The organism is Novosphingobium album (ex Hu et al. 2023) (assembly GCF_022832385.1).
In the GTDB taxonomy this organism is placed as follows: domain Bacteria; phylum Pseudomonadota; class Alphaproteobacteria; order Sphingomonadales; family Sphingomonadaceae; genus Novosphingobium; species Novosphingobium album.
The window spans coordinates 35,775-59,718 of the sequence record NZ_JALHLE010000011.1 but is presented as its reverse complement, the minus strand read 5'-3'; the positions used below and the strand labels follow the sequence as shown (position 1 = coordinate 59,718).

The 23,944-nt window shown below is 63.2% G+C and carries 23 protein-coding genes; 13 read left to right on the top strand and 10 right to left on the bottom strand.

The window, feature by feature from the left end:
• Window positions 1-141 precede the first annotated feature (141 nt).
• From MTR64_RS09200 to MTR64_RS09180, 5 genes are read right to left on the bottom strand one after another with little or no spacing between them, the layout of a single operon-like run.
• Window positions 142-645: a VOC family protein gene (locus tag MTR64_RS09200; RefSeq protein WP_243993063.1), complete on the bottom strand. Its 504-nt coding sequence runs from the start codon at window positions 643-645 to the stop codon at window positions 142-144.
• Between the two features lie 19 nt (window positions 646-664).
• Entirely contained in the window at window positions 665-1,438 is a 774-nt protein-coding gene (locus MTR64_RS09195; RefSeq protein ID WP_243993061.1) for a glucose 1-dehydrogenase, read from the bottom strand.
• A gap of 32 nt (window positions 1,439-1,470) precedes the next feature.
• Complete coding sequence (locus tag MTR64_RS09190) at window positions 1,471-2,250, bottom strand: SDR family oxidoreductase (protein ID WP_243993059.1); 780 nt, start codon at window positions 2,248-2,250, stop codon at window positions 1,471-1,473.
• A 25-nt stretch (window positions 2,251-2,275) separates the two neighbouring features.
• Complete coding sequence (locus MTR64_RS09185) at window positions 2,276-3,094, bottom strand: SDR family NAD(P)-dependent oxidoreductase (RefSeq protein ID WP_243993057.1); 819 nt, start codon at window positions 3,092-3,094, stop codon at window positions 2,276-2,278.
• A 4-nt stretch (window positions 3,095-3,098) separates the two neighbouring features.
• Window positions 3,099-3,881 carry an SDR family NAD(P)-dependent oxidoreductase gene (locus MTR64_RS09180; RefSeq protein ID WP_243993056.1) on the bottom strand — a complete coding sequence of 261 codons (783 nt, stop codon included), beginning with the start codon at window positions 3,879-3,881 and terminating at the stop codon, window positions 3,099-3,101.
• A gap of 147 nt (window positions 3,882-4,028) precedes the next feature.
• Here MTR64_RS09180 and MTR64_RS09175 point away from each other — a divergent pair, with 147 nt between their 5' ends.
• Together MTR64_RS09175 and MTR64_RS09170 are read left to right on the top strand one after the other, a co-directional pair.
• A complete protein-coding gene (locus tag MTR64_RS09175; protein ID WP_243993055.1) occupies window positions 4,029-5,462 on the top strand; it encodes an aromatic ring-hydroxylating oxygenase subunit alpha in 1,434 nt (477 codons plus the stop codon).
• A gap of 104 nt (window positions 5,463-5,566) precedes the next feature.
• A complete protein-coding gene (locus MTR64_RS09170; RefSeq protein ID WP_243993294.1) occupies window positions 5,567-6,262 on the top strand; it encodes a ThuA domain-containing protein in 696 nt (231 codons plus the stop codon).
• Window positions 6,263-6,342: 80 nt separating this feature from the next.
• On the opposite strand, the gene MTR64_RS09165 is transcribed toward MTR64_RS09170, so the two are convergent.
• Window positions 6,343-7,461 carry an acyl-CoA dehydrogenase family protein gene (locus MTR64_RS09165; protein WP_243993054.1) on the bottom strand — a complete coding sequence of 373 codons (1,119 nt, stop codon included), beginning with the start codon at window positions 7,459-7,461 and terminating at the stop codon, window positions 6,343-6,345.
• 147 nt (window positions 7,462-7,608) lie between these two features.
• On the opposite strand from MTR64_RS09165, the gene MTR64_RS09160 reads away from it, so the two are divergent.
• The gene (locus MTR64_RS09160; RefSeq protein ID WP_243993053.1) at window positions 7,609-8,376 is read left to right on the top strand and encodes a helix-turn-helix transcriptional regulator; all 768 of its coding nucleotides are present in this window, start codon (window positions 7,609-7,611) and stop codon (window positions 8,374-8,376) included.
• An 8-nt stretch (window positions 8,377-8,384) separates the two neighbouring features.
• On the opposite strand, the gene MTR64_RS09155 is transcribed toward MTR64_RS09160, so the two are convergent.
• Window positions 8,385-10,010 (bottom strand): GMC family oxidoreductase, encoded by a 1,626-nt coding sequence (locus MTR64_RS09155; protein WP_243993052.1) that lies wholly within the window; start codon window positions 10,008-10,010, stop codon window positions 8,385-8,387.
• Between the two features lie 139 nt (window positions 10,011-10,149).
• Between MTR64_RS09155 and MTR64_RS09150 the strand changes: the two genes are divergently transcribed.
• From MTR64_RS09150 to MTR64_RS09110, 9 genes are read left to right on the top strand one after another with little or no spacing between them, the layout of a single operon-like run.
• On the top strand, window positions 10,150-10,545 hold the full coding sequence (locus MTR64_RS09150) for a Zn-ribbon domain-containing OB-fold protein (protein WP_243993051.1): 396 nt from the start codon (window positions 10,150-10,152) through the stop codon (window positions 10,543-10,545).
• Window positions 10,542-11,702: a thiolase family protein gene (locus MTR64_RS09145; protein ID WP_243993049.1), complete on the top strand. Its 1,161-nt coding sequence runs from the start codon at window positions 10,542-10,544 to the stop codon at window positions 11,700-11,702. Before MTR64_RS09150 ends, MTR64_RS09145 begins: the two co-directional genes overlap by 4 nt.
• A 5-nt stretch (window positions 11,703-11,707) precedes the next feature.
• Window positions 11,708-12,916 carry an acyl-CoA dehydrogenase family protein gene (locus tag MTR64_RS09140; protein WP_243993047.1) on the top strand — a complete coding sequence of 403 codons (1,209 nt, stop codon included), beginning with the start codon at window positions 11,708-11,710 and terminating at the stop codon, window positions 12,914-12,916.
• A 50-nt stretch (window positions 12,917-12,966) separates the two neighbouring features.
• The gene (locus MTR64_RS09135; protein ID WP_243993045.1) at window positions 12,967-13,956 is read left to right on the top strand and encodes a thiamine pyrophosphate-dependent dehydrogenase E1 component subunit alpha; all 990 of its coding nucleotides are present in this window, start codon (window positions 12,967-12,969) and stop codon (window positions 13,954-13,956) included.
• Between the two features lie 17 nt (window positions 13,957-13,973).
• Window positions 13,974-14,987, top strand: a complete 1,014-nt coding sequence (locus tag MTR64_RS09130) for an alpha-ketoacid dehydrogenase subunit beta (protein WP_243993043.1) — start codon at window positions 13,974-13,976, stop codon at window positions 14,985-14,987.
• Between the two features lie 13 nt (window positions 14,988-15,000).
• Window positions 15,001-16,434 (top strand): 2-oxo acid dehydrogenase subunit E2, encoded by a 1,434-nt coding sequence (locus MTR64_RS09125; protein ID WP_243993041.1) that lies wholly within the window; start codon window positions 15,001-15,003, stop codon window positions 16,432-16,434.
• Entirely contained in the window at window positions 16,431-16,997 is a 567-nt protein-coding gene (locus tag MTR64_RS09120) for a VOC family protein (RefSeq protein WP_243993039.1), read from the top strand. Before MTR64_RS09125 ends, MTR64_RS09120 begins: the two co-directional genes overlap by 4 nt.
• Complete coding sequence (locus tag MTR64_RS09115; RefSeq protein WP_243993037.1) at window positions 16,997-18,235, top strand: acyl-CoA dehydrogenase family protein; 1,239 nt, start codon at window positions 16,997-16,999, stop codon at window positions 18,233-18,235. Before MTR64_RS09120 ends, MTR64_RS09115 begins: the two co-directional genes overlap by 1 nt.
• Window positions 18,232-19,296 (top strand): phosphotransferase, encoded by a 1,065-nt coding sequence (locus MTR64_RS09110; RefSeq protein ID WP_243993034.1) that lies wholly within the window; start codon window positions 18,232-18,234, stop codon window positions 19,294-19,296. The genes MTR64_RS09115 and MTR64_RS09110 overlap by 4 nt, the downstream gene beginning before the upstream one ends.
• Before the next feature lie 30 nt (window positions 19,297-19,326).
• Here the strand turns inward: MTR64_RS09110 and MTR64_RS09105 are convergent, their stop codons facing one another.
• Together MTR64_RS09105 and MTR64_RS09100 are read right to left on the bottom strand one after the other, a co-directional pair.
• Window positions 19,327-20,670 (bottom strand): aromatic ring-hydroxylating oxygenase subunit alpha, encoded by a 1,344-nt coding sequence (locus tag MTR64_RS09105; protein WP_243993032.1) that lies wholly within the window; start codon window positions 20,668-20,670, stop codon window positions 19,327-19,329.
• Window positions 20,671-20,702: 32 nt separating this feature from the next.
• Window positions 20,703-22,355 carry an FAD-binding protein gene (locus MTR64_RS09100; protein WP_243993030.1) on the bottom strand — a complete coding sequence of 551 codons (1,653 nt, stop codon included), beginning with the start codon at window positions 22,353-22,355 and terminating at the stop codon, window positions 20,703-20,705.
• A 440-nt stretch (window positions 22,356-22,795) separates the two neighbouring features.
• Between MTR64_RS09100 and MTR64_RS09095 the strand changes: the two genes are divergently transcribed.
• Window positions 22,796-23,533, top strand: a complete 738-nt coding sequence (locus MTR64_RS09095; RefSeq protein ID WP_243993028.1) for a M23 family metallopeptidase — start codon at window positions 22,796-22,798, stop codon at window positions 23,531-23,533.
• A gap of 13 nt (window positions 23,534-23,546) precedes the next feature.
• Here MTR64_RS09095 and MTR64_RS09090 read toward each other — a convergent pair whose 3' ends face one another.
• Window positions 23,547-23,942 carry a TadE/TadG family type IV pilus assembly protein gene (locus MTR64_RS09090; RefSeq protein WP_243993026.1) on the bottom strand — a complete coding sequence of 132 codons (396 nt, stop codon included), beginning with the start codon at window positions 23,940-23,942 and terminating at the stop codon, window positions 23,547-23,549.
• Between the last annotated feature and the right edge of the window lie 2 nt (window positions 23,943-23,944).

Sequence of the window (23,944 nt, the reverse complement as noted above, 5' to 3'; positions counted from 1 at the left end):
CGAAGGCCGGGATCGCAGGCCGAACAGAGCTATGGCCAGCGGCCCCAGCCTTCGTTGGGGCGACGACTAGGGTCAGGACCCATTATTCACGCCATCCGGGCGCCTCGATGGCGTGAATAATGGGTCCTGACCCTAGCTGGCTTAGATCGGCCGGATTTCGTCCTGCTGATGGATCTCGAGGATCTCGAAGACATTGCCGAAGAAATCGCGGCAATAAGTGCCAGTGTAGCCGTGCTTTACGCCGTCCACGTCCGTGGTGATCGCATCCAGCGCGGGCGGGGTATGCACCGGCAACCCCGCCGCGATGATGCGCTCGTGGACGGCTGTGATGTCTTCCACCTGTAGCGCGATATGGGTGTAGCCGTATTCGTTGACGCCGCGCTGTGGGTCGAGGGGCGCCTGCTTCGGGGTCGAATACTCGAACACTTCGATCTGCACGTTGCCCAGCCGGCAGAAGAACTGCCGCGCGGCGCTGCCCTTCAGACCCACCACGCTGTCGATGAAGGGGTTGTCCGCCCATTCGAGTGGCGCCACTTCCTCCACCGCGCCGAGGATGTCCAGATAGAATTCGCGCGCCTTGCCGAGATCAGGGACGGAAACGCCGATGTGGTGGACGCCGATGACGCCGGGAAGCTTGTGGGACATCACCGGCCCTCCATTTCGTTCAGTATTTGTAGGACTGCCCGCCATCGATGGTGATGACTGCACCGTTGATGAACTGCGCTTCGCCCGAAAGCAGGAAGGCGGTGAGGGCGGCGACTTCCTCGGGGCGGCCGAAACGCTTCATCGGGTTGACCGAGACGAACTCCTTGCCGACGTCCTCCCAGTTGTCTCCGCCGATCTGGCGCAGCGATCCCTCGACCATGGCGGTCATGATCGCACCGGGGGCGATGGCGTTGATCTGAATTCCGTGCTGTCCGTATTCGATCGCGCTGTTGCGGGTGAGGCCGACGACGCCGTGCTTGCTCGCGGCATAGCCTGACTGGTTGCCCACACCGCGAATACCGCCCACGGAAGCCGTGTTGACGATCGCGCCGCTGCCCTGTTCGTGCATGACCTTGAGCACTTCGGCCATGCCGAAAAAGACGCCGTCGAGGTTGATCGAGACGACGCGGTGGAACTCTTCCTCGCCGAAGTTCTCGGTGAGGTTCTGCTTCCCCTCGATCCCCGCATTGTTGAAGAAACCGTCGATGCGGCCGAAGCGGTCGACGGCGGCTTTCACATAGGCCTTCACGTCAGCAAGGCTGGCCACGTCGGCACGAACGGTGATTAGCGGAACCTTGCCCGCCAGCCCGTCCGCCATGGCATTCAGCGCCCCTTCGTCGCGGTCGACCAGGACGAGGCTGGCGCCTTCATCGGCGAGCCTTTCGGCAGTGGCAAGGCCGAGGCCGGAGGCCGCGCCAGTGATGATGACGACTTTGTCGGCGAAACGGGACATGAATGCTCCGGTGGATCGGTTTGAGGTGTGAGTCAGACCTGCGTGAAGCCGCCGTCCATCACCAGTTCGTCGCAGGTCATGAAGCTGGAGGCCTCGCTGGCGAGGAACACAACGCCGCCGGCCATCTCTTCCGGCTTGCCAAGACGTCCGATGGGATGAGCAATGTTCATGCCCGCTATGGATGCTTCGACAGAGGGGGCGGCGCCGAGTTCGACATACCGCTCCATGATCGACTTGAGCATTGGCGTTTCGATCCCGCCCGGATGCACCGAGTTGACGCGTATGTTGTAGCCCAGCGCGGCGAATTCGGCGCCGAGGCATTTGCTCAGCATCCGGATCGCCGCCTTGCTGACGCAATAGGCCGCATTGAATGCGGCGCCGTTGATGCCGCCCACGCTCGAGAAGTTGATGATCGAGGCGCCCGTCTTGCGCGCCTTGCCGCCCTGCTTGAGCAGGTCCAGCATAATTTGCGAGCCGATGATCGCGGAATCCACGTTGATGGCGTTGACCTTGTGGAATTCGGAAAGCGGGGTGTCCTCGAACTTGGTGACGATCGAGAAACCGGCGTTATTCACCAGCGCGTCAAGGCGACCGTATTTCTCGCGCACCAGCGCTTCGACCGCGCGCCAGTCGGCCTCGCTGGTGACGTCATGCTTCAGGTAATGGTCAGCGCCTTCGATCTCGGCGCTGTCCCTGAGGTCGGTGGCGATCACGGTCGCACCGGCGGCCTTCATGGCCTTGACGATTTCCTGACCGATGCCGCCTGCGGCTCCGGTGACGACGGCGATGACGCCGGGAAGGGCAATGGTCATTATATATTCCTCTCCCGCTTGGGAATTATTGTGCAGTCCAGCCGCCATCGATGACCAGCTCCGCGCCGGTCATGTAAGAACTGTCGCTGCTGGCCAGGAAGAACACCGCGCTGGCCAGCTCGGACGGGTCGGCGAGGCGGCCCATCGGCGTCTTGCCCGCCACCATGTCCACCAGAACCTGCGGATCGTCGGCAACCCCGCTATCGATCCAGCGCTGAAAGCCTTCTTTCAGCAACGGTGTGACGACGAAGCCGGGATGAAGCGAATTGGCGCGGATCGGCATACGCTTTTCGGCGAATTCCAGAGCGATCGACTTGGTGAAGAGCCGCACTGCGCCCTTGCTGGCGTTGTAGCCGGAAACCTCGCTCATGCCGACAAGGCCCATGATCGAGCTGACGTTGATGATCGAGGCGCCGCCTTTCACGTCGGCGCCGCTCTTTTCCATCAACGGCACGAAGGTGCGCACGCCGAGGAATACGCCATCGACGTTGATGCTCATGATCCGGCGCCATCCCTCCATCGAGGTCTCGGCCACAGGGCCGGTGAGGTCGATGCCAGCATTGTTGACGAGGATGTGGAGCTTGCCATGCCTTTCCTCGACGGCCTTGAGCACGGCGGCCCAGTCCTGCTCGCTGGTGACATTGGCGCGCACGAAGCTGGCGGCCTGTCCCAGTCGGGCGAGGGTCTCGCTGACGAGCGGGCTGTCCGGTGCATCGAGGTCAGTCAGGACGACTTCCGCGCCTTCGGCGAGGAAGCGTTCGACACAGGCGAGACCGATACCGCGCAAGCCCCCGCTGACGAGCGCGACGCGGCCTTTGAGGCGCTGGGAACCGAGATCTTCCATCGTCTCAAACTCCGTTCATTCCGGCGGTGGTGGCACCGTCCATGGTGAATTCGCTGCCTGAGCAGAACTTCGATTCGTCGGAGGCCAGCCAGGCGACCATCCCGGCCACTTCATCGACAGCAGCCATGCGGCCCATCGGCGAGAGGCCTTCGTAAGCGGCGCGGGTGGCGGCGGGATCGCCCGACTTCTCGATCAGGTTCACGATCATGGCCGTTTCGACCACGCCGGGCAGCACGGCGTTGACGCGAATCTTGTACTTCTGGTTGCCGGCATGGACCGCCGAGGCCTTGACCAGCGCGATCACAGCCGACTTCGACACCGAATAGGCGACGAAGTTGCCCATCGCGCGGTGCGCGTTCATCGAGGAATTGACGACGATCGAGCCCTCGGCGCCTTCCGGGTTCTTCGCCATGGCCTTCATCGCGTTCTGCACGGTCAGCATGACGCCGGTCAGGTTCACGCCCATGATGTTGTTCCAGCCCTCGATCGAGATGCTCTCGATCGAACCGTCGCCGTTCTCGGTGCCGGCATTGGCGAAAGCCACGTCGAGCCTGCCGTACTTTTCGAGGATATGGGCCATAAGCCCGTCCCATGCGGCAGCATCGGTCACGTTGTGCTTGACGAATTCGGCACCTGTCGCGGCGCAGACCTTCTCGGCTGCAGCCTCGTTCGAGCCGGTGAAGATGACTTTGGCACCTTCCGCGCTCAGACGTTCCACGGTGCCCGCGCCGATGCCGGAGGTTCCTCCGGTAACCAGTGCTACCTTGCCTTCAAGCCGTCCCGTCACGGCAATCTCCCAAATGACCTATTGGCCTTCTACATGGCCCATCGGCGGGCTGGAGCAACCTATGATTTCGGCAAGGTGACTCTGCGCTTGTCAGGGGGCAGACATGACCCAAAGACGGAAATTCCATTCTTGGGAGAATGCAGAGCAATGGCCGACCGGGACCCCGAAATCACGTCGCAGCTGGGCGAGGACCGCAGCGAGGGAATCAGCTGGGCTGAACTGATGGCAAGTGACTCGGTTCCGCCGCCGCAGTTCCTGCGTGACGAGAGCTACACTTACCGCGGCTCCGACCCGATCCCCGCCGAACGTTACACCAGCGAGGAATTTGCGAAGCTCGAACGTGAGCGCATGTGGCCTTACGTGTGGCAGTTCGCCGCGCGCGAAGAGGAACTGCCTGAGCCCGGCGATTTCGTCGTTTTCGAGAACGCCGGGCGCAGCTTCATCCTGAGCCGGCAGGACGACGGTTCGATCCGCGCCTTTCACAATGTCTGCCTCCACCGCGGTCGAAAGCTGCGGACAGAGGACGGCCACGCCGATACCTTCACGTGTCCGTTCCACGCCTTCTCGTGGAACAAGGACGCCAGTTTCAACAAGATGCCGTGCGAGTGGGACTTCCCGCACCTGAAGAAGGACAAGATGGACCTGCCGCAGGCCGAGGTCGGCCGCTGGCAGGGCTACGTCTTCATCCGCGAGGAAAGCGGCGGCCCGAGCCTCGAGGAATACCTCGCGCCGCTGCCGGAGCACTTCAAGCGCTGGCGGCACGATGAGTGCGCAACCGTGATGCACGTCGCCAAGGAAGTTCCGTCCAACTGGAAGGTGTGCATGGAGGCCTTCATGGAGGCCTGGCACACGATCGTCACGCACCCGCAGTTGCTGCCTTTCACCGGCGATTCCAATGCTGCCTACTGGACCTGGGGCGACAACGTGAACGTCAACCTCGTGCCGTTCGGCGTGATGAGCCCGCACATCCAGGAAGGGCAGGGCGAACAGTGGATCGTCGACGAATTCATCAAGTACAATGGCCGCAGCTCGGACAACTATGATCCCGATGCCGATCCGATGAAGATCGAGGTGCCCGAGGGGCAGAAGGCCCGCGAGGCGCTCGGCAACCGGATGCGCGAAGTCTACACCGCGCAGACCGGCTACGATCATTCGGATGCGACCGATGCCGAAGTGCTGGACGCTTTGGTTTACAACGTGTTCCCGGCCTTCGCGCCGTGGGGCGGGTTCATGCCCAATATCGTCTACAGCTGGAAGCCGGGCGCCACGCCCGACACCTGCATCATGGAAGTGCGCATCCTCGCGCGCGTCAAGAAGGGCGAACCCATCCCGCATGCCGCGCCGCGCAAGTTCCTGCGGCTCGACCAGAAGTGGACCGAGGCGGCCGAACTCGGTGGCTTGGGCGACGTGTTCGAGCAGGACATGGACAACCTTCCGTTCGTGCAGCAAGGCCTTCACGCTTCCAAGAACGGTGAGGTCCAGCTCGGCAATTATCAGGAAATCCGTATCCGCCAGTTCCAGGACACGATGACGAAGTACATCGCCGGTGAACTCGGCGGCTGGAAGGATGGTCAGGCGTGAGCGGAGAAGGTGCATACGGCGGGGAAATCCCGCCGCCGAAGCAGGAGCCGGAGCACCCGCCGCGAATCAACTGCGTGCTGATCTGCGGCGGCGTCTGGCATGATATGGATTTCGCGCGGCTGGAACTGCTGAAATTGCTGGCCGAGGACTCGCGCGTGCGCACCCGGGTGTTCGAGAACTACGAGACGCTCGATGCGATCCGCGAGGCCGATATCCTCATCACGTACACCTGTGACGTCACGCCTTCGCTGGCAGCGCAGGAGGTGTTGCGGGATTGGTTGAAGGCAGGTGGGCGCTGGTATGCGTTGCATGGCACCAATTCGGTTCTGCGCCTGCTCGAGAACGGCCTGTGGGATGCTCCGCGATGGGCGCCGCTGATGATGGACCTGCTGGGCACGCAGTTCCTCACGCATCCGCCGATCGCGCCTTATACGGTTACGGTCGCCGATCCCGATCACGAACTGACGCAGGGCATCGAACCGTTCGAGACGACCGACGAACTCTATCACATGGAATGCCACGGCGACCTGCACGTGCTGCTGGAAACCGAATGTACCGAAGAGGGCACCGGTTTCGTCGAGGCGGCCGATGCGATCGGGACGCACCCGGTCATGTACATCAAGCGTCACGGCAAGGGCGCGGTGCTCTACAACACGCTGGGGCATTGCCGCGGGCACTACGACCTGCAGCCGATGCTGGACTGGTGGCCGACGGTCGACCGTTGCGCCTGGGATCTGCCGGTTTTCTACGACCTGCTGCGTCGGGGCATTTCATGGATCAAGCACCGCGAGACGGCCTGATATTTCCCTCTCCCCATGAGGACACGAAGAAGGGGCGGCCGGTCGATCCGATCGCCCCTTTTTTGAGGTTGGAGGGAACTTTAGTTGAGCAGACCCGCGTAGCGATCGAGTGCGGCCTGCGGGCCCTCGGGCCAACGCGAGAGCACCAGAAGGCGCTTGTGCCCGCCGCCCACGGCAAGTTCGTCGGTCACGCCCATGCCGCCGTGGAACTGGATCATCTCGTGGCCGAGCGTCAGCGAAACATCGGCGATGTAGGCACGTGCGCCGTAGACGGCCTGTTCGAAGCCGTCCGAACCCCAGTTGACCAGTGCCAGGTTGAGCAGGGCGCGGCTTTGTTCAATCGAGGCGTACTGTGCGACCATGCGATGCTGGATCGCCTGGAACGAGCCAAGCGCGGCGCCAAACTGATCGCGTGTGCGCAAATAGTCGAGCGTTTCGGCGAACAGCCGTTCCATGATGCCCAGCGCTTCGGCGCTGCGCGCCAGCGCGGTGAGCACTTCGACGCCGTCCAGCGCGTCCAGCCCGCCTTCGAGCTGGTTTCCGGCGGGGATGGAGACGGAGTCCAGCGTGAGCGCAGTCGCCAGGCTGCCGTCCGCAAGTTGCCATGTGCGCGCAGACAGGCCCGCGGCATCAGCGGGGACCAGAAACAGTCCTATGCCATCCCTGTCGCCCGGATTTCCGGACTTGCGGGCAGTGACGATGAAGCCGTCCACGCCGCCGCTGGCGATGCAGTAAGGCTTGGTGCCGGAGAGGATGAAGGTGTCGCCTTCAACCTGTGCCGATGTTTGTACCCACGGCAGGCGGCCGCGGGATTCAGGTTCGGCATGGGCGAGTGCCAGCCGCTTCTCGCCGGTTATGAGCGGTTCGATCCATTCGTCGCGAAGCGATTCCGGAGCCGTCAGCGCGAAAAGGCGACCGGCCAGCACGACGGTTTCGGCTAGCGGTTCCACTACAAGCCCGCGTCCAAGTGCCTCGAAAACGGTCGCAATGCCTGTTGCGTCCAGACCCAGTCCGCCGAATTCCTCGGGGAAAGGCGCCGCGATCAGTCCGAGTTCGCCCAGCAGTTCCCAATTGGCGGACGAAAAGCCGTTTGCTTCACCCAGAAACGTGCGCCGGCTTTCATGATCATAGTGGTCAGTGACGAAGCGCTCGGTTAGGGCCTTGAGCATTTCCTCGTCTTCGTTGAGGTCGAAATTCACAATCCACTCCCGTCTGTCGGGCGGCTTTATCATTCTGGGCGCAGACACTCCGCTGGGCAAAAGAATAGGCAATGTTCCAAGGTTTCGGCCAATCCAACAATTGTGCCACCTATCGGGTCAGGCTAAGGAAAGGGGGGAGAGGAACTTATGCAATTGCTATCACAAGAGAACATCGATGCAGTCCGGGTCGCATCTCCGGAGGGTATTCGATCCGCTGCAGAGGCGCTGCACCGGATTGCGTTGTCGGTAGGCATGCGTGCCGCCCCTGCGCACGATATTGCCGACAAGCGCACGCCCGTTGATGCCGAGGGCAATATCCTTGCCACCGAGGTATTCGAGTGGGGGGACGACGAGCGTGTCTGGTGGCGCAATTCGCGCATCGCCCTGGACTCCCCCCTGACGACGGCGTGCCGTTTCGAAGGGGAGCCGTTCTGGGCCAATGCGGAAGGCTTCCGCACGCGCGAGCCCAACGCCTATCTCCAGTCGATCGACATCACCAATTTCGAACAGCGCGCGATGACCCGTGCCGCGATTGGCGTGCCGGTGCACTTGCCTTTCGGCCAGATCGGCGCCGTCAGCTTCAATCCGCTGGACCGGGACAAGACTGACCTTTCCGAGGATTTCCTGCGGCTCTCCGACGCGCTGGGGCTCTATGCTCGCACCTTCATCGCGACCTACGTGCAGGTCATGGGATCCGTACAGGCCCTGCCGCCGGAATCGCGCCTGTCCAAGCGCGAAGTGGAATGCCTGCGCTGGGCTGCGATCGGGAAGACCGACCTGGAAATCAGCATGATCATGTCGCGCAGCCGTGCGACGGTGCGCTTCCATATCCACAATGCCGCAACCAAGCTGAACGCGGTGAACCGCAGCCAGACCGTCTTCAAGGCGGCCCAACTGGGCTACATCTCACTTTGAGCCTGCCCTCAGGGGCGGTCTTCCAGCACCATTGCGGCGCCGCGCAGGCCCACGGCCATCGCGGGCGCATTGGTATTGCCGGTGACCTGGCCCGGAATGACCGAGCAATCCGCCACGCGCACGCCCTGAACGCCGCGCACGCGAAGCTGGGGATCGACCACGGCCCTGTCGTCGTTGCCCATCCGGCAAGAGCGGATGGCATGGAGGCCGCAGCTCGAAAGGCGGCGGAACATGGCGAGGATGTCCTCGTCGCTTTCCACCATCATCGCCGGAACGACACATTCGCCCACCATGGTGCCCAAAGGCGGCGCGGAGATGAAATCGCGCATCTTCCGGATGAGCGCCACCGCTGAACGCTGATCGTGTTCGGTCGAAAGGAAATTGTGGTGGATGTCCGGCAGATCGCTGCCTGTGGGGCCACTGGCCCGCACCGAGCTTTCGCTCGTCAGGCGCAGGAGCTGACCATAGATGGTGACGCCGGGTCTGGGGTCGATCTTGTCGAGCGGGACCGGATCGTTGTCGTCGCCTACCTTGAAGGTGTAGCCGCCGAGGTAGAACTGCGCGTCTGTGCACCCGTCGGGATGAGCGACATTGCAGAACGCGCCCACTTCGAAGGGGCCGGTCGCCATGATCCCGTCATGCCGGACCAGATAGCGCAGCATGGCAAGCGCGGCACCAATGCCGAAGAAGCTCTTGTTCGTACCTTTGCCATGATTGAGCCGGAAGGGCATCGACAGTGACAAGTGCTCTATCATCCGTTCGCCTGTGTCTGGCGAATGGATCAGAGGAGCGATTCCGGCTGCGCGAAGCCGGTCGCTATCGCCGATACCGGAGCGCTGGAGCAGCAGGGGGCTTTCCATGGCACCGGCGGACACGATGATCTCGCCTGCGCAATCGAACCTGTGCGGCTGGCCGTTCACGATCGTGTCGATGCCGGTGGCGCGGGTGCCGTCGAACACGATACGTTCTGCCATGACCCCGGTCATGACTTTCACGTTGGGACGGCTGCGCGCTTTTGCCAGATAGGTCCGTGCGGAAGACTCGCGTTTGCCGCCCCGGATATTGTGGCTGTAGAGGCCGACGCGCGGACCGGCCGTGCCGTTGAGATCATCGACGCGCTTCATGCCAAGCGCCTCGCCTGATGCGATCATCTTGTCCGCGAGCGGGTAAGTGAAACAGGCCGGATCGACATGGACGAGCCCGCCACTGCCACGCATCGGGCCGGTACCGGCGGCATGATCCTCAAGCTGGAGGAAAGCTTCGGTCATGCTGGCGCCGTTCCAGCCGGTGGCGCCGGCATCGCGCTCCCACGCATCATAGTCCGCCGGTTCGCCGCGGCTCCAGATCATGCCGTTGATCGAGGACGAACCGCCCAGGCCCTTGCCGCGTATCCAGACCTCGCCGCCGCCTTGCGTGCCTTCTTCACGCGGCTGGGCGACCGGATAGGCCCACATGTGCTCCGGTTTCTGCACCAGCTTGGCGACGCCTTTGGGCAAGGTGACCCAGAAACTGTCGTTCTCGCCGCCCGCTTCGAGCACCAGCACGTGCGAGCGCCCGTCGGCGCTCAGCCGCTCGGCCATGACGCAGCCGGCCGATCCGGCGCCTACGATGATGTAGTCCCAGGTTTCAGGCATCGTGTTCTCCCTGCACAATGCCTTGCACGACCTAGCTGAATGAACACCCTAGCGTTTTAGTGAGTCAAAATGCTGCGGGGAGAGGGCTTAAACGACTCCCATGCCCGGACTCGAATACCGGAACAGGATTGGGAGTGAGATGCGCGCTATTGCAGACGGCCTTTTTACCGACGAGACGCCGCCAAGGCTGGTCGGCGGCTGTGACCGGGCGACCGGGCGCGTGGTCTTTCCCTGTCCGGACAGCAGTAATTACGAAGCGATGCCGCTTTCGAGCGATGGCGTCTTATGGTCCTATACCGTGCAGCGGTTCCGTCCCAAGACACCGCCTTATGCCGGGCCAGAAGCCTTTGCACCGTGGATCGTCGCCTATGTCGAGCTGCCGGGCCAGGTGATTGTCGAGGCGCGGTTGGTCGATGTGGCGTTCGAGGACGTCAAGATCGGCATGCCGCTTCGGTTCAAGCCGGTTCCGCTGGATCCCGATGCGCCTGACAGCGTTCTCATTCCGGCGTACGCACCAGCAGGAGACGCAGCATGAGCGATGTCTGCATTGTCGGCGTCGGCATTCATCCCTTCGGGCGCACCGACGGCATGTCGGGTGTGGAACAGGGAGTCTTTGCGGTCCGCCAGGCGCTGGGCGACGCCGGAATCGACTGGCCGCAGATCCAGTTTGCCTACGGAAGCTCTGACGCGGCGGGCAATCCCGATACCATGGTCGACCGGCTTGGCCTGACCGGGGTCCAGTTCATCAACGTGCGCAATGGCTGTGCGGCCGGTGGTTCGGCGCTGTTCAGTGCGCAGATGGCGATCAAGTCGGGCGAGTTCGACATCGGTCTTGCGGTCGGCTTCGACAAGCACCCGCGCGGCGCTTTTGACGCTAAGCCTGCCGAATATAACCTGCCTGACTGGTACGGCGATGCCGGCTACATGGTCACGACGCAGTTCTTCGCGGCCAAGATCATGCGCTATATGTCGCTGTTCGGCATTTCGCGCGAAACGCTGGGGCGTGTGGCTGAAAAGGCCTTCCGCAACGGCGCGAAGACGCCGCATGCCTGGCGCCGCCAGCCGGTGTCCATCGAGGAAATCCTCGAGGCGCCGATGATCAGCGATCCCTATTCGAAATATATGTTCTGCTCGCCGGGCGAGGGCGGCGTTGCGCTGATCCTTGCCAGCGAGAAGAAGGCGCGCGAGCTGGGCAAGCCGTTGATCCGGCTCAAGGCCGCGACGATGCGCACGCGCCCGCCGCACAGCTTCGAGGTCTTTGCTCCTTCCATCGACGTGGTCGAGGACGACAGCGGCCCGCGCGGCACGGCATCGCAGATCGCCTCGCGCGATGCCTTCCGCCTCGCAGGGATGGAGCCGGGAGACATCGACGTCGCCCAGCTTCAGGACACCGAGGCCGGTGCCGAGATCATGCACATGGCCGAGAACGGCTTTTGCGCGAACGGCGATCAGGAGCAATGGCTGGCCGAGGGGCGTACCGAAATTGGCGGCGCCCTTCCGGTCAACACTGATGGCGGATGTCTCGCCTGCGGCGAACCGATTGGTGCCTCGGGCCTGCGTCAGGTCTACGAAAACGTCGTGCAACTGCGCGGTGATGGAGGTGACCGTCAGGTTCCCGGCAACCCGAAGACGGCATACAGCCATGTCTATGGTGCTCCGGGCGTCTCGGCGGTGACGATTCTGGAACGATAAGAACAATGGATATCGATCTCTCGCCCGAAGATGCCGCGTTCCGCGATGACGTCCGCGCCTTTCTGCGCGACAATTTGCCGCAGGATGTGAAGGCAGGAGCGGCGTCCACGCCTTCGGTCTTCGTCGAGCCGGAAATCGGCCAGGCATGGAATGCCGTGCTGCACGCAAAAGGCTGGCTGGGGTACCAGTGGCCTGCCGAGCATGGCGGCACCGGCTGGACGCCGCTGCGCCGCTACCTGTTCGAAAAGGAATGCGCTGCCGCCGGTGCGCCCAATCTTACCGTGCTCGGTCTCAAGCTGCTGGCGCCGGTGCTCTGGACCTTCGGCAATCCCGGGCAGAAGGCCTACTACCTGCCGCGTATCCTTTCGGGCGACGATTACTGGTGCCAGGGCTTCTCGGAGCCGGGCGCCGGTTCAGATCTGGCCAGCCTCAAGACCCGCGCGGTCCGCAATGGCGATACCTATGTCGTTAATGGTTCCAAGATCTGGACCACCCATGCCCACCACGCGAACCGCATGTTCACGCTGGTGCGCACCAACACCGAGGTGAAGAAGCAGGCGGGTATCTCGTTCCTGCTGATCGATCTTGACACGCCCGGTGTTTCGGTGCGCCCGATCCTGACCAACGCGGGCGATCACGAGGTCAATCAGGTGTTTCTGGAAGACGTCGTCGTTCCGGCCGAAAACCTCGTTGGCGAGGAAGGGCAGGGTTGGACGATCGCCAAGTTCCTGCTTGAGAACGAGCGCGGCGGTTCCTGCCATGCGCCCAAGCTTTGCTACGACCTCGATCAGATCGAGGCGGCCGCACAGCAAGAGAGCGACGGCAAGGGGGGCAAACTCGCCGATCAGACCGACTGGCGCCGGCGCGTCGCGAAGGCGCGGCTGGGCGTCAATGCGCTGGACATGATCGAACTCAAGATCATCGCCGACATCGCCAAGGGCTCCAAGCCCGGTCCGCAGACCTCGCTGACCAAGTTGCTCGCCTCCAACCTGCGTCAGGAGATCGATCTGCTGGCGGTCGACACCTTCGGGATCGCCGGCCTGCAACTCGACATGACCCGGCCGCTCTACGGCGACAACGCGCCCGAGGATATCCATTCCAAGGCCGCGCAGGTCGCTGCCGCGCGCTATCTCAACAGCCGGGCCTGGACGATCTTTGGCGGCACAAACGAAGTGCAGAGCACGATCATCGCCAAGTCAGTGCTGGGCCTCTGACGAACCATGCCGCATACAGACGTAAACACTAACCAAGAGAGGACGCTCCCATGCAGCTGAACCGCGAGGCGTTGACCCGCGCTTACCGGCAGATGAAGCTGATCCGCGAATTCGAGGAACGTCTCCACGAGGAGATCCAGACCGGCGAGATCGCGGGCTTCACGCACCTCTATTGCGGTCAGGAAGCCGTTGCCGTGGGCGTCTGCGAGCACCTGACCCCGCGCGACAAGATCGTCTCCACCCACCGCGGCCATGGCCACTGCCTTGCCAAGGGCTGCGACGTGACGGGCATGATGAAGGAAATCTGGGGCAGCCAGGACGGCCTTTGCAATGGCAAGGCGGGTTCCATGCATATTGCCGACATCGACAAGGGCATGCTGGGTGCCAACGGCATCGTCGGAGCCGGTGCGCCGATCGCGGTCGGTGCAGCGATCTCGAACAAGATCGACGGGCCGGACGAAGATGGCAAGCTGGCCGTCTCGATCGCCTTCTCGGGCGACGGCGCCTGCAACCAGGGCACCACGTTCGAGGCGATGAACCTGGCGGTCGTGACCAAGGCCCCGGCGATCTTCGTGTTCGAGAACAACCACTATTCCGAACACACCGGCGTCGATTATGCGGTGGGCACCAACAACGACATCGCCAGCCGCGCTGAAGCCTTCGGGATGAAGGTGTGGCGCGCGAACGGCGTGGACTTCTTCTCGGTCTACGACTGCATGCGCGAAGTGCTCGATTACGTGCGCGTACCCGGCAATGGCCCGGCTGCGGTCGAATTCGACACCGAGCGTTTCTTCGGCCACTTTGAAGGCGATCCGCAGCGCTACCGCGGCAAGGGCGAACTCGATCGCCTGCGGGCTGAGCGCGATTGCATCAAGATATTCCGCGCCAGCGTGACCGGAGCGAAGCTGCTTGAGGACGCCGATCTCGATGCGATCGACGCCGACGCCCTGAACGCCATCGAGACGGCGGTTGCGGAATCGCGCAAGGCGCCGCGTCCGCAGCCCGAGAACGTCCTCGACAACGTCTACATCAGCTACTGAACGGCGGGAGCGAAGACATGGCAAAAATGAATTACCGCGACGCCATTCGCAACACGATCTTCCAGGAAATGCAGCGCGACGAGCGTGTCGTTGTCCTGGGCGAGGATGTCGTAGGCGGCATGGGCACGGCTGGCGGTCCCGAGGCCATCGGTGGCATCTGGTCAACCTCGACCGGCTTCTACGAGGCATTTGGACCCGAGCGCGTGATCGACACGCCGATCTCCGAAAGCGCGATCATGGGCGCGGCCGGTGGACTTGCCCTCGCCGGCAAGCGTCCGGTGGCCGAAATCATGTTCGCCGACTTCATCGGCGTCTGCATGGACCAGCTCTGGAACCAGATCGCCAAGTTCCGCTACATGTTCGGCGGCAAGTCGATCTGCCCTGCGGTGATCCGCATGCCTTGTGGTGCGGGCTACAACGCGGCGGCTCAGCACAGTCAGATGATCAGCCAGTTCGTCACCAACATGCCGGGCATCAAGGTGGTCATGCCCGCGACGCCCGAGGACGCCTGCGGCCTCCTGCGTCAGGCCATCCGTGACGATGACCCGGTGGTCTTTCTCGAGCACAAGTTCCTCTACGGCATGACCGGCGAGGTGAACGAGGATCCGGACTTCTGCGTGCCCTTCGGCCACGCGCGCCTTGCCCGTGCTGGCGAGGACGTCACCATCGTCGCCTCGGGCATGATGGTTGGTTACGCAGAGACCGCTGCTGACGATCTGGCACAGGATGGCATCGGCTGCGACGTCATCGACCTGCGCACGACTTCGCCGCTCGACGAGGAAGCGATCCTCGATTCCGTCGAGGTGACGGGCCGTCTCGTCATTGTCGATGAAGCGCCGCCGCGCTGCTCGCTGGCGACCGACATCTCCGCTCTCGTCGCCAACAAGGCTTTCGCAAGCCTCAAGGCGCCGATCGAGATGGTCACGCCGCCGCATACGCCGGTGCCGTTCGCGCGCGAACTGGAAGGCGCCTACCTGCCGAGCCCGGTCAAGGTTGCCGCTGCGGTTCGCAAGACACTCGAATACCGTTGAGGAGGGGTCGGACATGAGCCGTATCCGCGCCTTCACGATGCCGAAGTGGGGCATCGAGATGACCGAGGGCACAATTGCCGAATGGATGGTCAAGGAAGGGGATTCGTTCAAGCGCGGCGACATGCTGTGCCTGATCGAAACCGCCAAGATCACCAACGAGGTCGAAGCCGAGTACGACGCCACCGTGCGCAAGATTGTCGTCGGTGGCGGCAGCGATGCCGAGCCAGTCGGCGCGTTGCTGGCGGTCTTCGATGACGGTAGCAATTCGGACGCCGACATCGAGGCGTTTGTTGCTGGCTTCCAGCCTGCCGAAGGCGGCCTTGCGCAAGGCACATCGAAAGCCAAGGCAGAGCCTGCGCCGGCACCTGCCGCTGCTGCCCCAGCCGCAGAAAAGACGCGCATCAAGATCGAGACCAACCGCCCGATCAGCCCCGAGGCCCTGCGCCTTGCGGAAGAGGAAGGCGTGGACATCTCCGGCATCGAGGGATCGGGCCGGGGCGGGCGTATTACCCATCAGGACGTGGTCAAGGCCCTGCGCGGTGCGGGATCGCCTGCGCTGAAGGGCACTGTCGCGGTGCAGGAGGATGATCTTAAGGTCTTCGCTTCGCCGCTCGCACGCCGCATCGCCGCGCTGAACGGGATTTCGCTTTCCGGCGTGACCGGAACCGGTGCTCGTGGTCGCATTTCGAAGGCGGACGTGCTGGCGCTGATGCCGAAGCCCACTTCAGGCAACGTCGGCACGCCCGAGTTCGTGCCCGGTGCAAACCGCCCTGAAGTCGTGCCCTTCGACCGCATCCGCAAGGTCGTCGCCCAGCGCCTCACGCAGGCCAAGCAGGAGCTACCGCACTTCTACCTGCGCATGTCGGCCAGTGCCGATGCCATGCTGGAAATGCGCAAAACCGCGAACCTCGTGCTGGGTTGCAAGGCTTCGGTGAACGACTGGATCGTCAAGGCTTCGGCCATGGCGCTGGTCAGGCACCCGGACGTCAACGTTCAGGTCCACGGCCAGGAAATCCATCGTTTCCCGCATGCCGACGTTTCGATTGCGGTTGCCAGCCCCAAGGGGCTGGTTACTCCGGTTGTGCGTCAGGCAAACCTCATGCGGATCGATCAGCTGGCTGCGGAAGCCCGCCGCCTGATCGATAAGGCGCAGGGCAAGGGCTTGTCGATGGAGGATATGGAAGGCGGCACCTTCTCGGTCTCCAATCTCGGCATGTTCGGCATCGAGAACTTCGACGCCATCATCAATCCGCCGCAGGGGGCGATCCTCGCCGTCGGCGCGGCACAGCGCCAGCCGGTCGAGACTGCCACCGGGGGGATTACGTTCGAGACCCGCATCTCGTTCACGCTTTCGGTCGACCATCGCGCGATCGACGGAGCCGCGGGCGCGCAGTTCCTGCAGACGCTCAAGGACTTGATCGAGAAGCCGGAAGGATTGTTCGCATGACCGGCACTGTCGCACCCGTTATGGCAAAGGCCGTTCCCGGTCCGCTCAAGGCGCTCGGGCCGGTCATCCAGCTTGCCTTCTTCCCGACCGATTTCGATGCGGCCATGAAATACTGGATCGAAACGGTCGGCGTTGGCCCGTTCTACGTCTTCAATGACGTGAAACTGGGCGAGATGAAGTACAAGGGTGCGCCTACCGATGCCGTGTTCACAATGGCGATTGGTTACTGGGGGGACATCCAGATCGAGCTGATTAAGACAGACAGCACGGAGCCGTCGCTATATTACGGTGAATACGCGGTGCGGGATCGTCTGCACCATATCTGCGTGTTCGTCGATGACATAAAGGTCGTTCGAGCGGCCTGTGCCGAAGCGGGCGCGGAAGTAATTGTTGAAGGTAAAGTTGGGGAAGACGGGGAAGTGATCTACGTCGATCCGGGCCAGGGTCCGGGTTACGTGATCGAATATCTCCAGCCGATGGCAGGTTCCGAGGGCCTGTTCCAGATGATGAAGGATGCCGCTCGTGACTGGGATGGCTCCGATCCTGTGAGAGTGCTCCAGTAATGACCGTACTTCAGACCAACCCCTCTGCGATTTCCGACTACGCCCGTGATATGGGGGCCAGGGTCGAGGCCTTTGTGCGCGAAGTGGTGGTGCCCTACGAGAAGGACCCGCGCCGCGATCACCACGGCGCGCCGACCGATGAACTCGTCATGGAGATGCGCGACAAGGCGCGCGCGGCCGGCGTGTTGACGCCGCATATCCGTGACGATGGATCGCATGTGACGCAGCGCGAGACGGCCTATATCCTGATCAAGTCGGGCCTCTCGCCCTTGGGGCCGCTCGCCTGCAACACCTTCGCGCCCGACGAAGGCAACATGTACCTGATCGGTCATGTCGGCTCGCTCGAGCTGAAGGAGCGCTTCCTCAACAAGCTGGTCGACGGCTCGGCGCGTTCGGCCTTCTTCATGACCGAGCCTGCCGAATGGGGCGGGGCGGGGTCCGATCCCTCGATGATGAAGACGACCTGCCGCAAGGACGGCAACCACTGGATCGTCAGCGGCCGCAAGACCTTCATCACCGGCGCGCAAGGGGCCAGGGTCGGCATCCTCATGGCGGCCTCGGCCGAAGAGGACACCAAGGGCGGCGCGTGCATGTTCCTGGTGGACCTGCCCGATCCGGCCATCGTGATCGACGAGATTCCCAATACCATCGACAGTTCGATGCCGGGTGGCCACGCCACGCTGACCATCAACGAGATGCGCATTCCCGCCGACCAGATGCTGGGCCAGCCGGGCGAGGGCTTCAAGTACGCGCAGGTGCGCCTCAGCCCCGCGCGCCTGTCGCACTGCATGCGCTGGCTGGGTGCCTGCATCCGCGCGCAGGAAATCGCGGTCGACTATGCCTGCCGCCGCCATGCCTTCGGCAAGCAGCTGATCGAGCACGAGGGCGTGGGCTTCATGCTTGCCGAGAACGAGATCCTGATCGAGCAGTGCGAACTGATGATCGACTGGTGCGCCTCCGTTCTCGACACCGGCTCGCTGGGCACGGTCGAAAGCTCGATGGCCAAGGTCTCGGTATCCGAGGCGCTGATGAAGATCGCCGACAACTGCGTGCAGGTGATGGGCGGCACCGGTGTGACCGACCGCACCATCGTCGAGCAGGTGTTCCGCGAGGTCCGCGCCTTCCGCATCTATGACGGCCCGACCGAAGTCCACAAGTGGAGCCTCGCCAAGCGCCTGCGCCGCAACTGGCGCAAGGCGCAGGAGGCAGAAGCGGCAAAGGACGCGGTCCCGGCATGAGCGACGCGATCGCCGAGGCCAACACCGGAACGAGCGCCGTGCGCGAGGGCTATGCCTTCGACACGGCGGCGATGGAAGGCTGGCTGAAGGAACACGTGGAAGGCTACGCCGGGCCGCTCACGGTCGAGCAGTTCAAGGGCGGGCAGTCGAACCCGACCTACAAGCTGGTGACGCCGACGCGCGCCTATGTGCTGCGCCGCAAGCCGCCGGGCGCGACGCTCAAGGGCGCGCACGCAGTGGAGCGCGAGGCCAGGGTCCTCACCGCGCTCCATGCGCAGGTTTTTCCCGTCGCCAGGGTCTACGGCCTGTGCACCGACGAGAGCGTGATCGGCACCTGGTTCTACGTGATGGAAATGGTCGAGGGCCGCATCTTCTGGGATGCGACCGTGCCGGGCGTCTCGAACGAGGAGCGCGCGGCGATCTTCGACGCGATGAACCAGACGATCGCGCTGCTGCATTCCTACGATCCCGAGACGATCGGCCTCGGCGATTACGGCAAGCCGGGTAACTACTTCGCGCGGCAGGTCACCCGCTGGTCACGCCAGTACCGCGAAGACGAGGCCGCGGGCCGCGACGAGGCGATGGACGCGGTGATCGACTGGCTCGAGGCGAACATGCCCGAGGACGATGGCGCTTCCAGCGTGATCCACGGCGACTTCCGCATCGACAACATGATCTTCCACCCCACCGAGCCGCGCATCCTTGCCGTGCTCGACTGGGAACTCTCGACGCTGGGTCATCCGCTGGCGGACTTTGCCTACCACGCGATGATGTACCACATGCCCCCGCACATCGTGGCGGGCCTCGGCGGTGCCGATATCGCTGCGCTCGGCATTCCCGGCGAGGACGACTACGTCGCCGCCTATTGCCGCCGTACGGGCCGCGAGGGGCTGCCCGACTACCGCTATTACATGGCCTTCAACTTCTTCCGCCTCGCCGCGATCTTCCACGGCATCAAGGGCCGCGTCATCCGCGGCACCGCCGCCAATGCCCAGGCCAAGGAACGCGCAAAGGCTTTCCCCGAACTCGCCCAACTCGCCCTCGGGTTCACCAAGGGCTGATTGGCGGCCTTTCGGAACAGGGGCAGGCGCTCAGCGCCTGCCCTCGATCCAGTCGTTGAGCACTTCGTGGAAGAAGCGGATGCGTGTCTCCTGATCGGAGAGGTAAGCGTCCTTGTACCCGCGTGAATGCATTCCGGCCTGCATGGCCTCGGCCAGTTCCATGTCCTGATAGACGATCTGCCCCGCCAGTTCGGGAATGCCGCGCCCCGCGTCGAACACGCGGTGCTCACATTCGGCGGCTTCACGCAGCGGCCGGATACCGGCCATGATCGATTCCACCTCGGTTTGTCCTTCCACCGGGAAGGCCATGCACCACAGGTCGAAATAGCATTTTTCCGGGTTCTCCGGATGCGGCTCGGAGCGGAACAGGATCAGGTTGTCGGGTAGGAAACTGATGGTGACATTGGGGAACATCACCGTGTGCGGGCTGTCGGTGATTTCCTCGTCATCCATCTGCTCGTAGTGGAGGTAGCCCTTTTCCTTCCAGAGCCTGTGTTTGGCCGCCTTGAGGTCCTTCCAGCCCTGCAGCGCGAAGTCCTCGTAAGTGGCGTACTGGCCGGGATCGATGTCCCACTTGCGCAGTTCGCCTTCGAACATGGCATTGCCGCCACCGGCCGGCCGATCGGAGAGGGAAGGGCGCATCGGCTGCACCGTGCGGCCATGGCCCTTGGGCCACATCTCATGGCGGGCGGAATCGACGTCCTGATCGATCCATGGCGGCACCTGCGGGTGCGCGGTGCGGGTGTGGTAGCTTTCGGAGAAGTTGTCGGTGACGAATTTCCAGTTGGCATTCAGCTCGATCCGGTACCACGCGACGCGCACCGCGGTGTCCATCGGGTAGTTCTTGTAAAGCGCGGGCATTGGCTCGAGGAATTCCTCAAGGCTCGGACCATCGGGATTCATCGAGTACCACACGAAGCCTCCCCAGATGTCGCAGCGCAGTTCATTGAGCTTGAGCTTGCCGCAAGGGTTGCCCCGGCTGAAATCGACCTCGGCATCCTGGGCGTGCTTCAGCACCCCGTCGATGCCCCATTGCCAGCCGTGGTAAGGGCAGTGGAACGCCTCGACCGAACTCATGCCGTCAACCATGCGCATGCCGCGGTGCCCGCAGGAATTGTAGAAGGCACGGACCGAACCGTCCTCCTGCCGTACCGCGATCACCGATTCCTTCATGAAGTTGTGGACCATGAAGTCACCCGCTTCGGGAATGTCGGCGGTACGACCGGCGATGTGCCAGATTCGCGTCCAGAGGTGATCCCACTCCTTCTGCGCGAAGTCCTGCGAGAAATAGCGGTCGCCGGTGATCTTGTCCCCGCGCAGGTTCGACGGATCACGTCCGTCCATCGGCGGTGGTACGGTCAGGGGTTTGTTCATGAAAGATCCTCTCGTATCGTTAGGGACGCGGGTCAGTGGTTCGGAAGGTGGCTTCCGAGATGTCGTCCGGCGATGTATCCGAAGGTCATGCCGGGGCCCAATGTCCCGCCAGCGCCGCCGTAGGCCTCGCCCAGCACTGCTGCCATGGCATTGCCCGCGGCATAGAGGCCCGGGATCGGGTTGCCGTCCCAGTCGACGACCTGCGCGTCGGCATTCGTACGGGGGCCGCCAGCCGTACCGAGGGCGCCAGCTTCCATCCTGACCGCGAAGAACGGCCCTTGATCGATCATGCCCAGAGTGCGGTAGGGCGGATCGAAGTCCATGTCGCCCCACATGTAGAAGTTGTCGTAGGTGTTGTCGCCGCGCTGGAAGTCGTCGTCGTGGCCCTTGCGGACCATGCCGTTGAACCGCGCAATCGTCGCCGTCAGGCCTTCGGCGTCGATCCCGGCCTTTTCGGCCAGTTCCTCGAGTGTGTCGGCCTGGATCATGAAGGAGGGGACGGGGCCGCCCGGGGGCGTGTTGAAGGTGTGATACTTGTCCCGGTAGCGCTGGTCGATGATCAGCCAGTAGGGCAGGTTGGAATAGGCGTGGGTGCCCGCGTCGAACGCGTGCAGCGCCTTGCCGAGCGCGTTGTAATTCGCGGCCTCGTTCACGAACCGCTTGCCCGCGCGGTTGACGAGGATGGCACCGGGGCGTGCGCGCTCGTCCGAGCCGAGCAGGTAGTTGGGCTTGGCATTACGGTGCTGGGGCTTGAATTCCAGTACGCTCTGCATCCAGAAGGCATTCTGCATGTTGCCCAGCTGGGCCCCGGCCTCGATCGCCATCAGCAGGCCGTCGCCCTCGTTCTCGGGCACGCTCACGGGCCCGGTGAGGGGGCCGCGCAGGAACGTCTTGACCAGTGTTTCGTTCCATTCGAAGCCGCCGGTGGCGATGACGACGCCACGGCGTGCGCGCACCCGGTAATCGTTGCCATCGGCGTCCTCGGCGAGAACACCGATCACCCGGCTGCCGTCCTTGACCAGCTTGCGGGCACGCTTTTCGAATTCGACCGGGATGCCGCGGTCGATGACCGCAAGGAATAGCGAGCCGGCCAGCGCCTGTCCAAGGCCTCGGTAGTCATGCGCCTCGCGTTCGGCGAGCGCGGTTTCGTCCAGTGTGCCCCTGATGGCCTCCATCAGGCTGCCGCGCAGGGGATAGGCCATCTTGCTGGGGTTGACCCGTGTCGCCCATTTTCCGAGCCGATCGAATGCGAAGGCCTCATTGTCCAGCGAGCGCCCACCGTCTGGCTTGGCGCCCGGCATATAGGGCTGATAGTCGGGGAAGTCGGTGAAGGCGGTGAAACGGACCGGGGTCTTGTCCGCGAAATAGCGGATCATTTCGGGGCCGGTTTCCATGAACGCCATAAGCGTATCGGGATCGAGCTGACCCGGTGCGATCGAGTCCAGGTAGGCTACGACATCCTCGTCGTCCTCCTCGATGCCGGCTTCCAGCTGGTGATGATTGCCCGGAATCCAGAGCATACCGCCGGACATGGCGGTCGTGCCACCAACCATGCCCGTCTTTTCCAGTATGACGACATCCTTCGCGCCGAAATCGTGCGCGGCAATCGCTGCCGTCATCGCAGCCCCGCCGGAGCCCAGCACGACAACGTCAGCCTCCAGATCCCATTTCAAGTCGTCGGCCAATGCCCGTCTCCCATGCAGATCGTTCTGTCTGGACCGTCAGACCATCGCCTGCGCTCCGAGCTTGTTTTTCATCACGGGTGATAAAATGCGTGACGCAGATGACCACTCGGCAAAGTCCTAGGTCGGGACTGACAGTAGGCGATGGCGGCCGGCCGGAGGCGCGGGCGCGAGGTTATAACCGCCGGAATACGCACCTTCGAACCGGAAGCGCGACGTGATGGTCCGCGTTCATATCGAGACAGGTGATCCCAAACCGGTACTGTGCCGGGAAGACCGGCATTTTTATGCTTCAATAAAGCATGGAAATCAGCCAAAATAACGCAATGAGGAAAGGGAGTGGAATCAAGTTCGACGGGCCACTGCGGCAATGTTCGAACACGTGGGCATGGCTGTGTTCACGCGCAGGTGGAATGGTCACACGGCCATTTTACTTATTCCTCGTGCTGTACCTTAACTGCCTGCCAGTCAGCGCCCGCGACCTGCCTGACCAGAAAAGCGCGGAGGGTCGTCACCTGATCGAACCGGCCACAGGACGTGATGCCGGTACTCCCGAACATCCGCACGCTGAAACGCAACTGGCCGTTTATCGGGAGACCGGCAGCACGAGGCTGGAAGTTGATACTGGCCTTGCCGCAATCGGGATGAGCATTGGCGGCGCTCGCGGTGTTGCCACGCTGACGCCAGCGAGAATGCTGGAAGGGGCCACGGTCGTTGCATCCCGGACGACGGATTTTGTCGGGCAACCGCTGGACATCTTCAGGCCGATTGGCTCAGGAGTGGCTGGTCCGGGCAATCTTCCTTCCCGCCTGCCTGTCAACGCGCGTGTTTCCAGCGGTTTCGGTTACCGCATCCACCCGACTCTCGGCGGATGGCGCGCGCACGCGGGCGTTGATCTTGCCGCGGCTTACGGATCGCCGGTCGTCGCCACCACGGGGGGCGTCGTGGACGAGGCAGACTGGCGTGGCGGCTACGGCCTTTTTGTCGGCGTCAGGAACAACGGGGTCCAGACCCGCTTTGGCCACCTGTCACGGTTGAATGTGGTTCCCGGTCAGCGCGTAAAGCCGGGCGATGTCATTGGCTATGTGGGCTCTACCGGCCGTTCGACCGGACCTCATCTTCACTACGAGGTTCGCGTGAACGGGCAAGCCGTCGATCCCTTGCGCACGAAGGCGAAGTAAATCGCGGCGTTAGTCAGGAATTGAAGCCGGGATAGCAGGCCTGCGTGGAGAGGGGCACTGAAAGCAAGCCCGAACCCATGAAGAAACCGAACGTCCCGCTGCCGGTGACCCTGTAGCCGTTGCAGTCGGCATTCCATTCAGCGGTGAATGCCAGCCCGTTCAGCGAAGGGCCGGAATAGCGGTTTTGCGCGAATGTGGTGATGTTATCCAGCGAACAGTCGGAGCGCTTGGCAGAAAGGCACCGCGCCGATGTTTCAGTCGCCTGCTGCAGATTGACGATCGTGTAGCCCAGCGCGCCAGCAGTGATGGCCCCGAATATCACGATGAGGACGAGGGGCAGGACGAGTGCGAACTCGGACGCAGAGGCCCCGGACTCGTTGCGCAGGAACGGACGGATGAGCGTGTTCATGG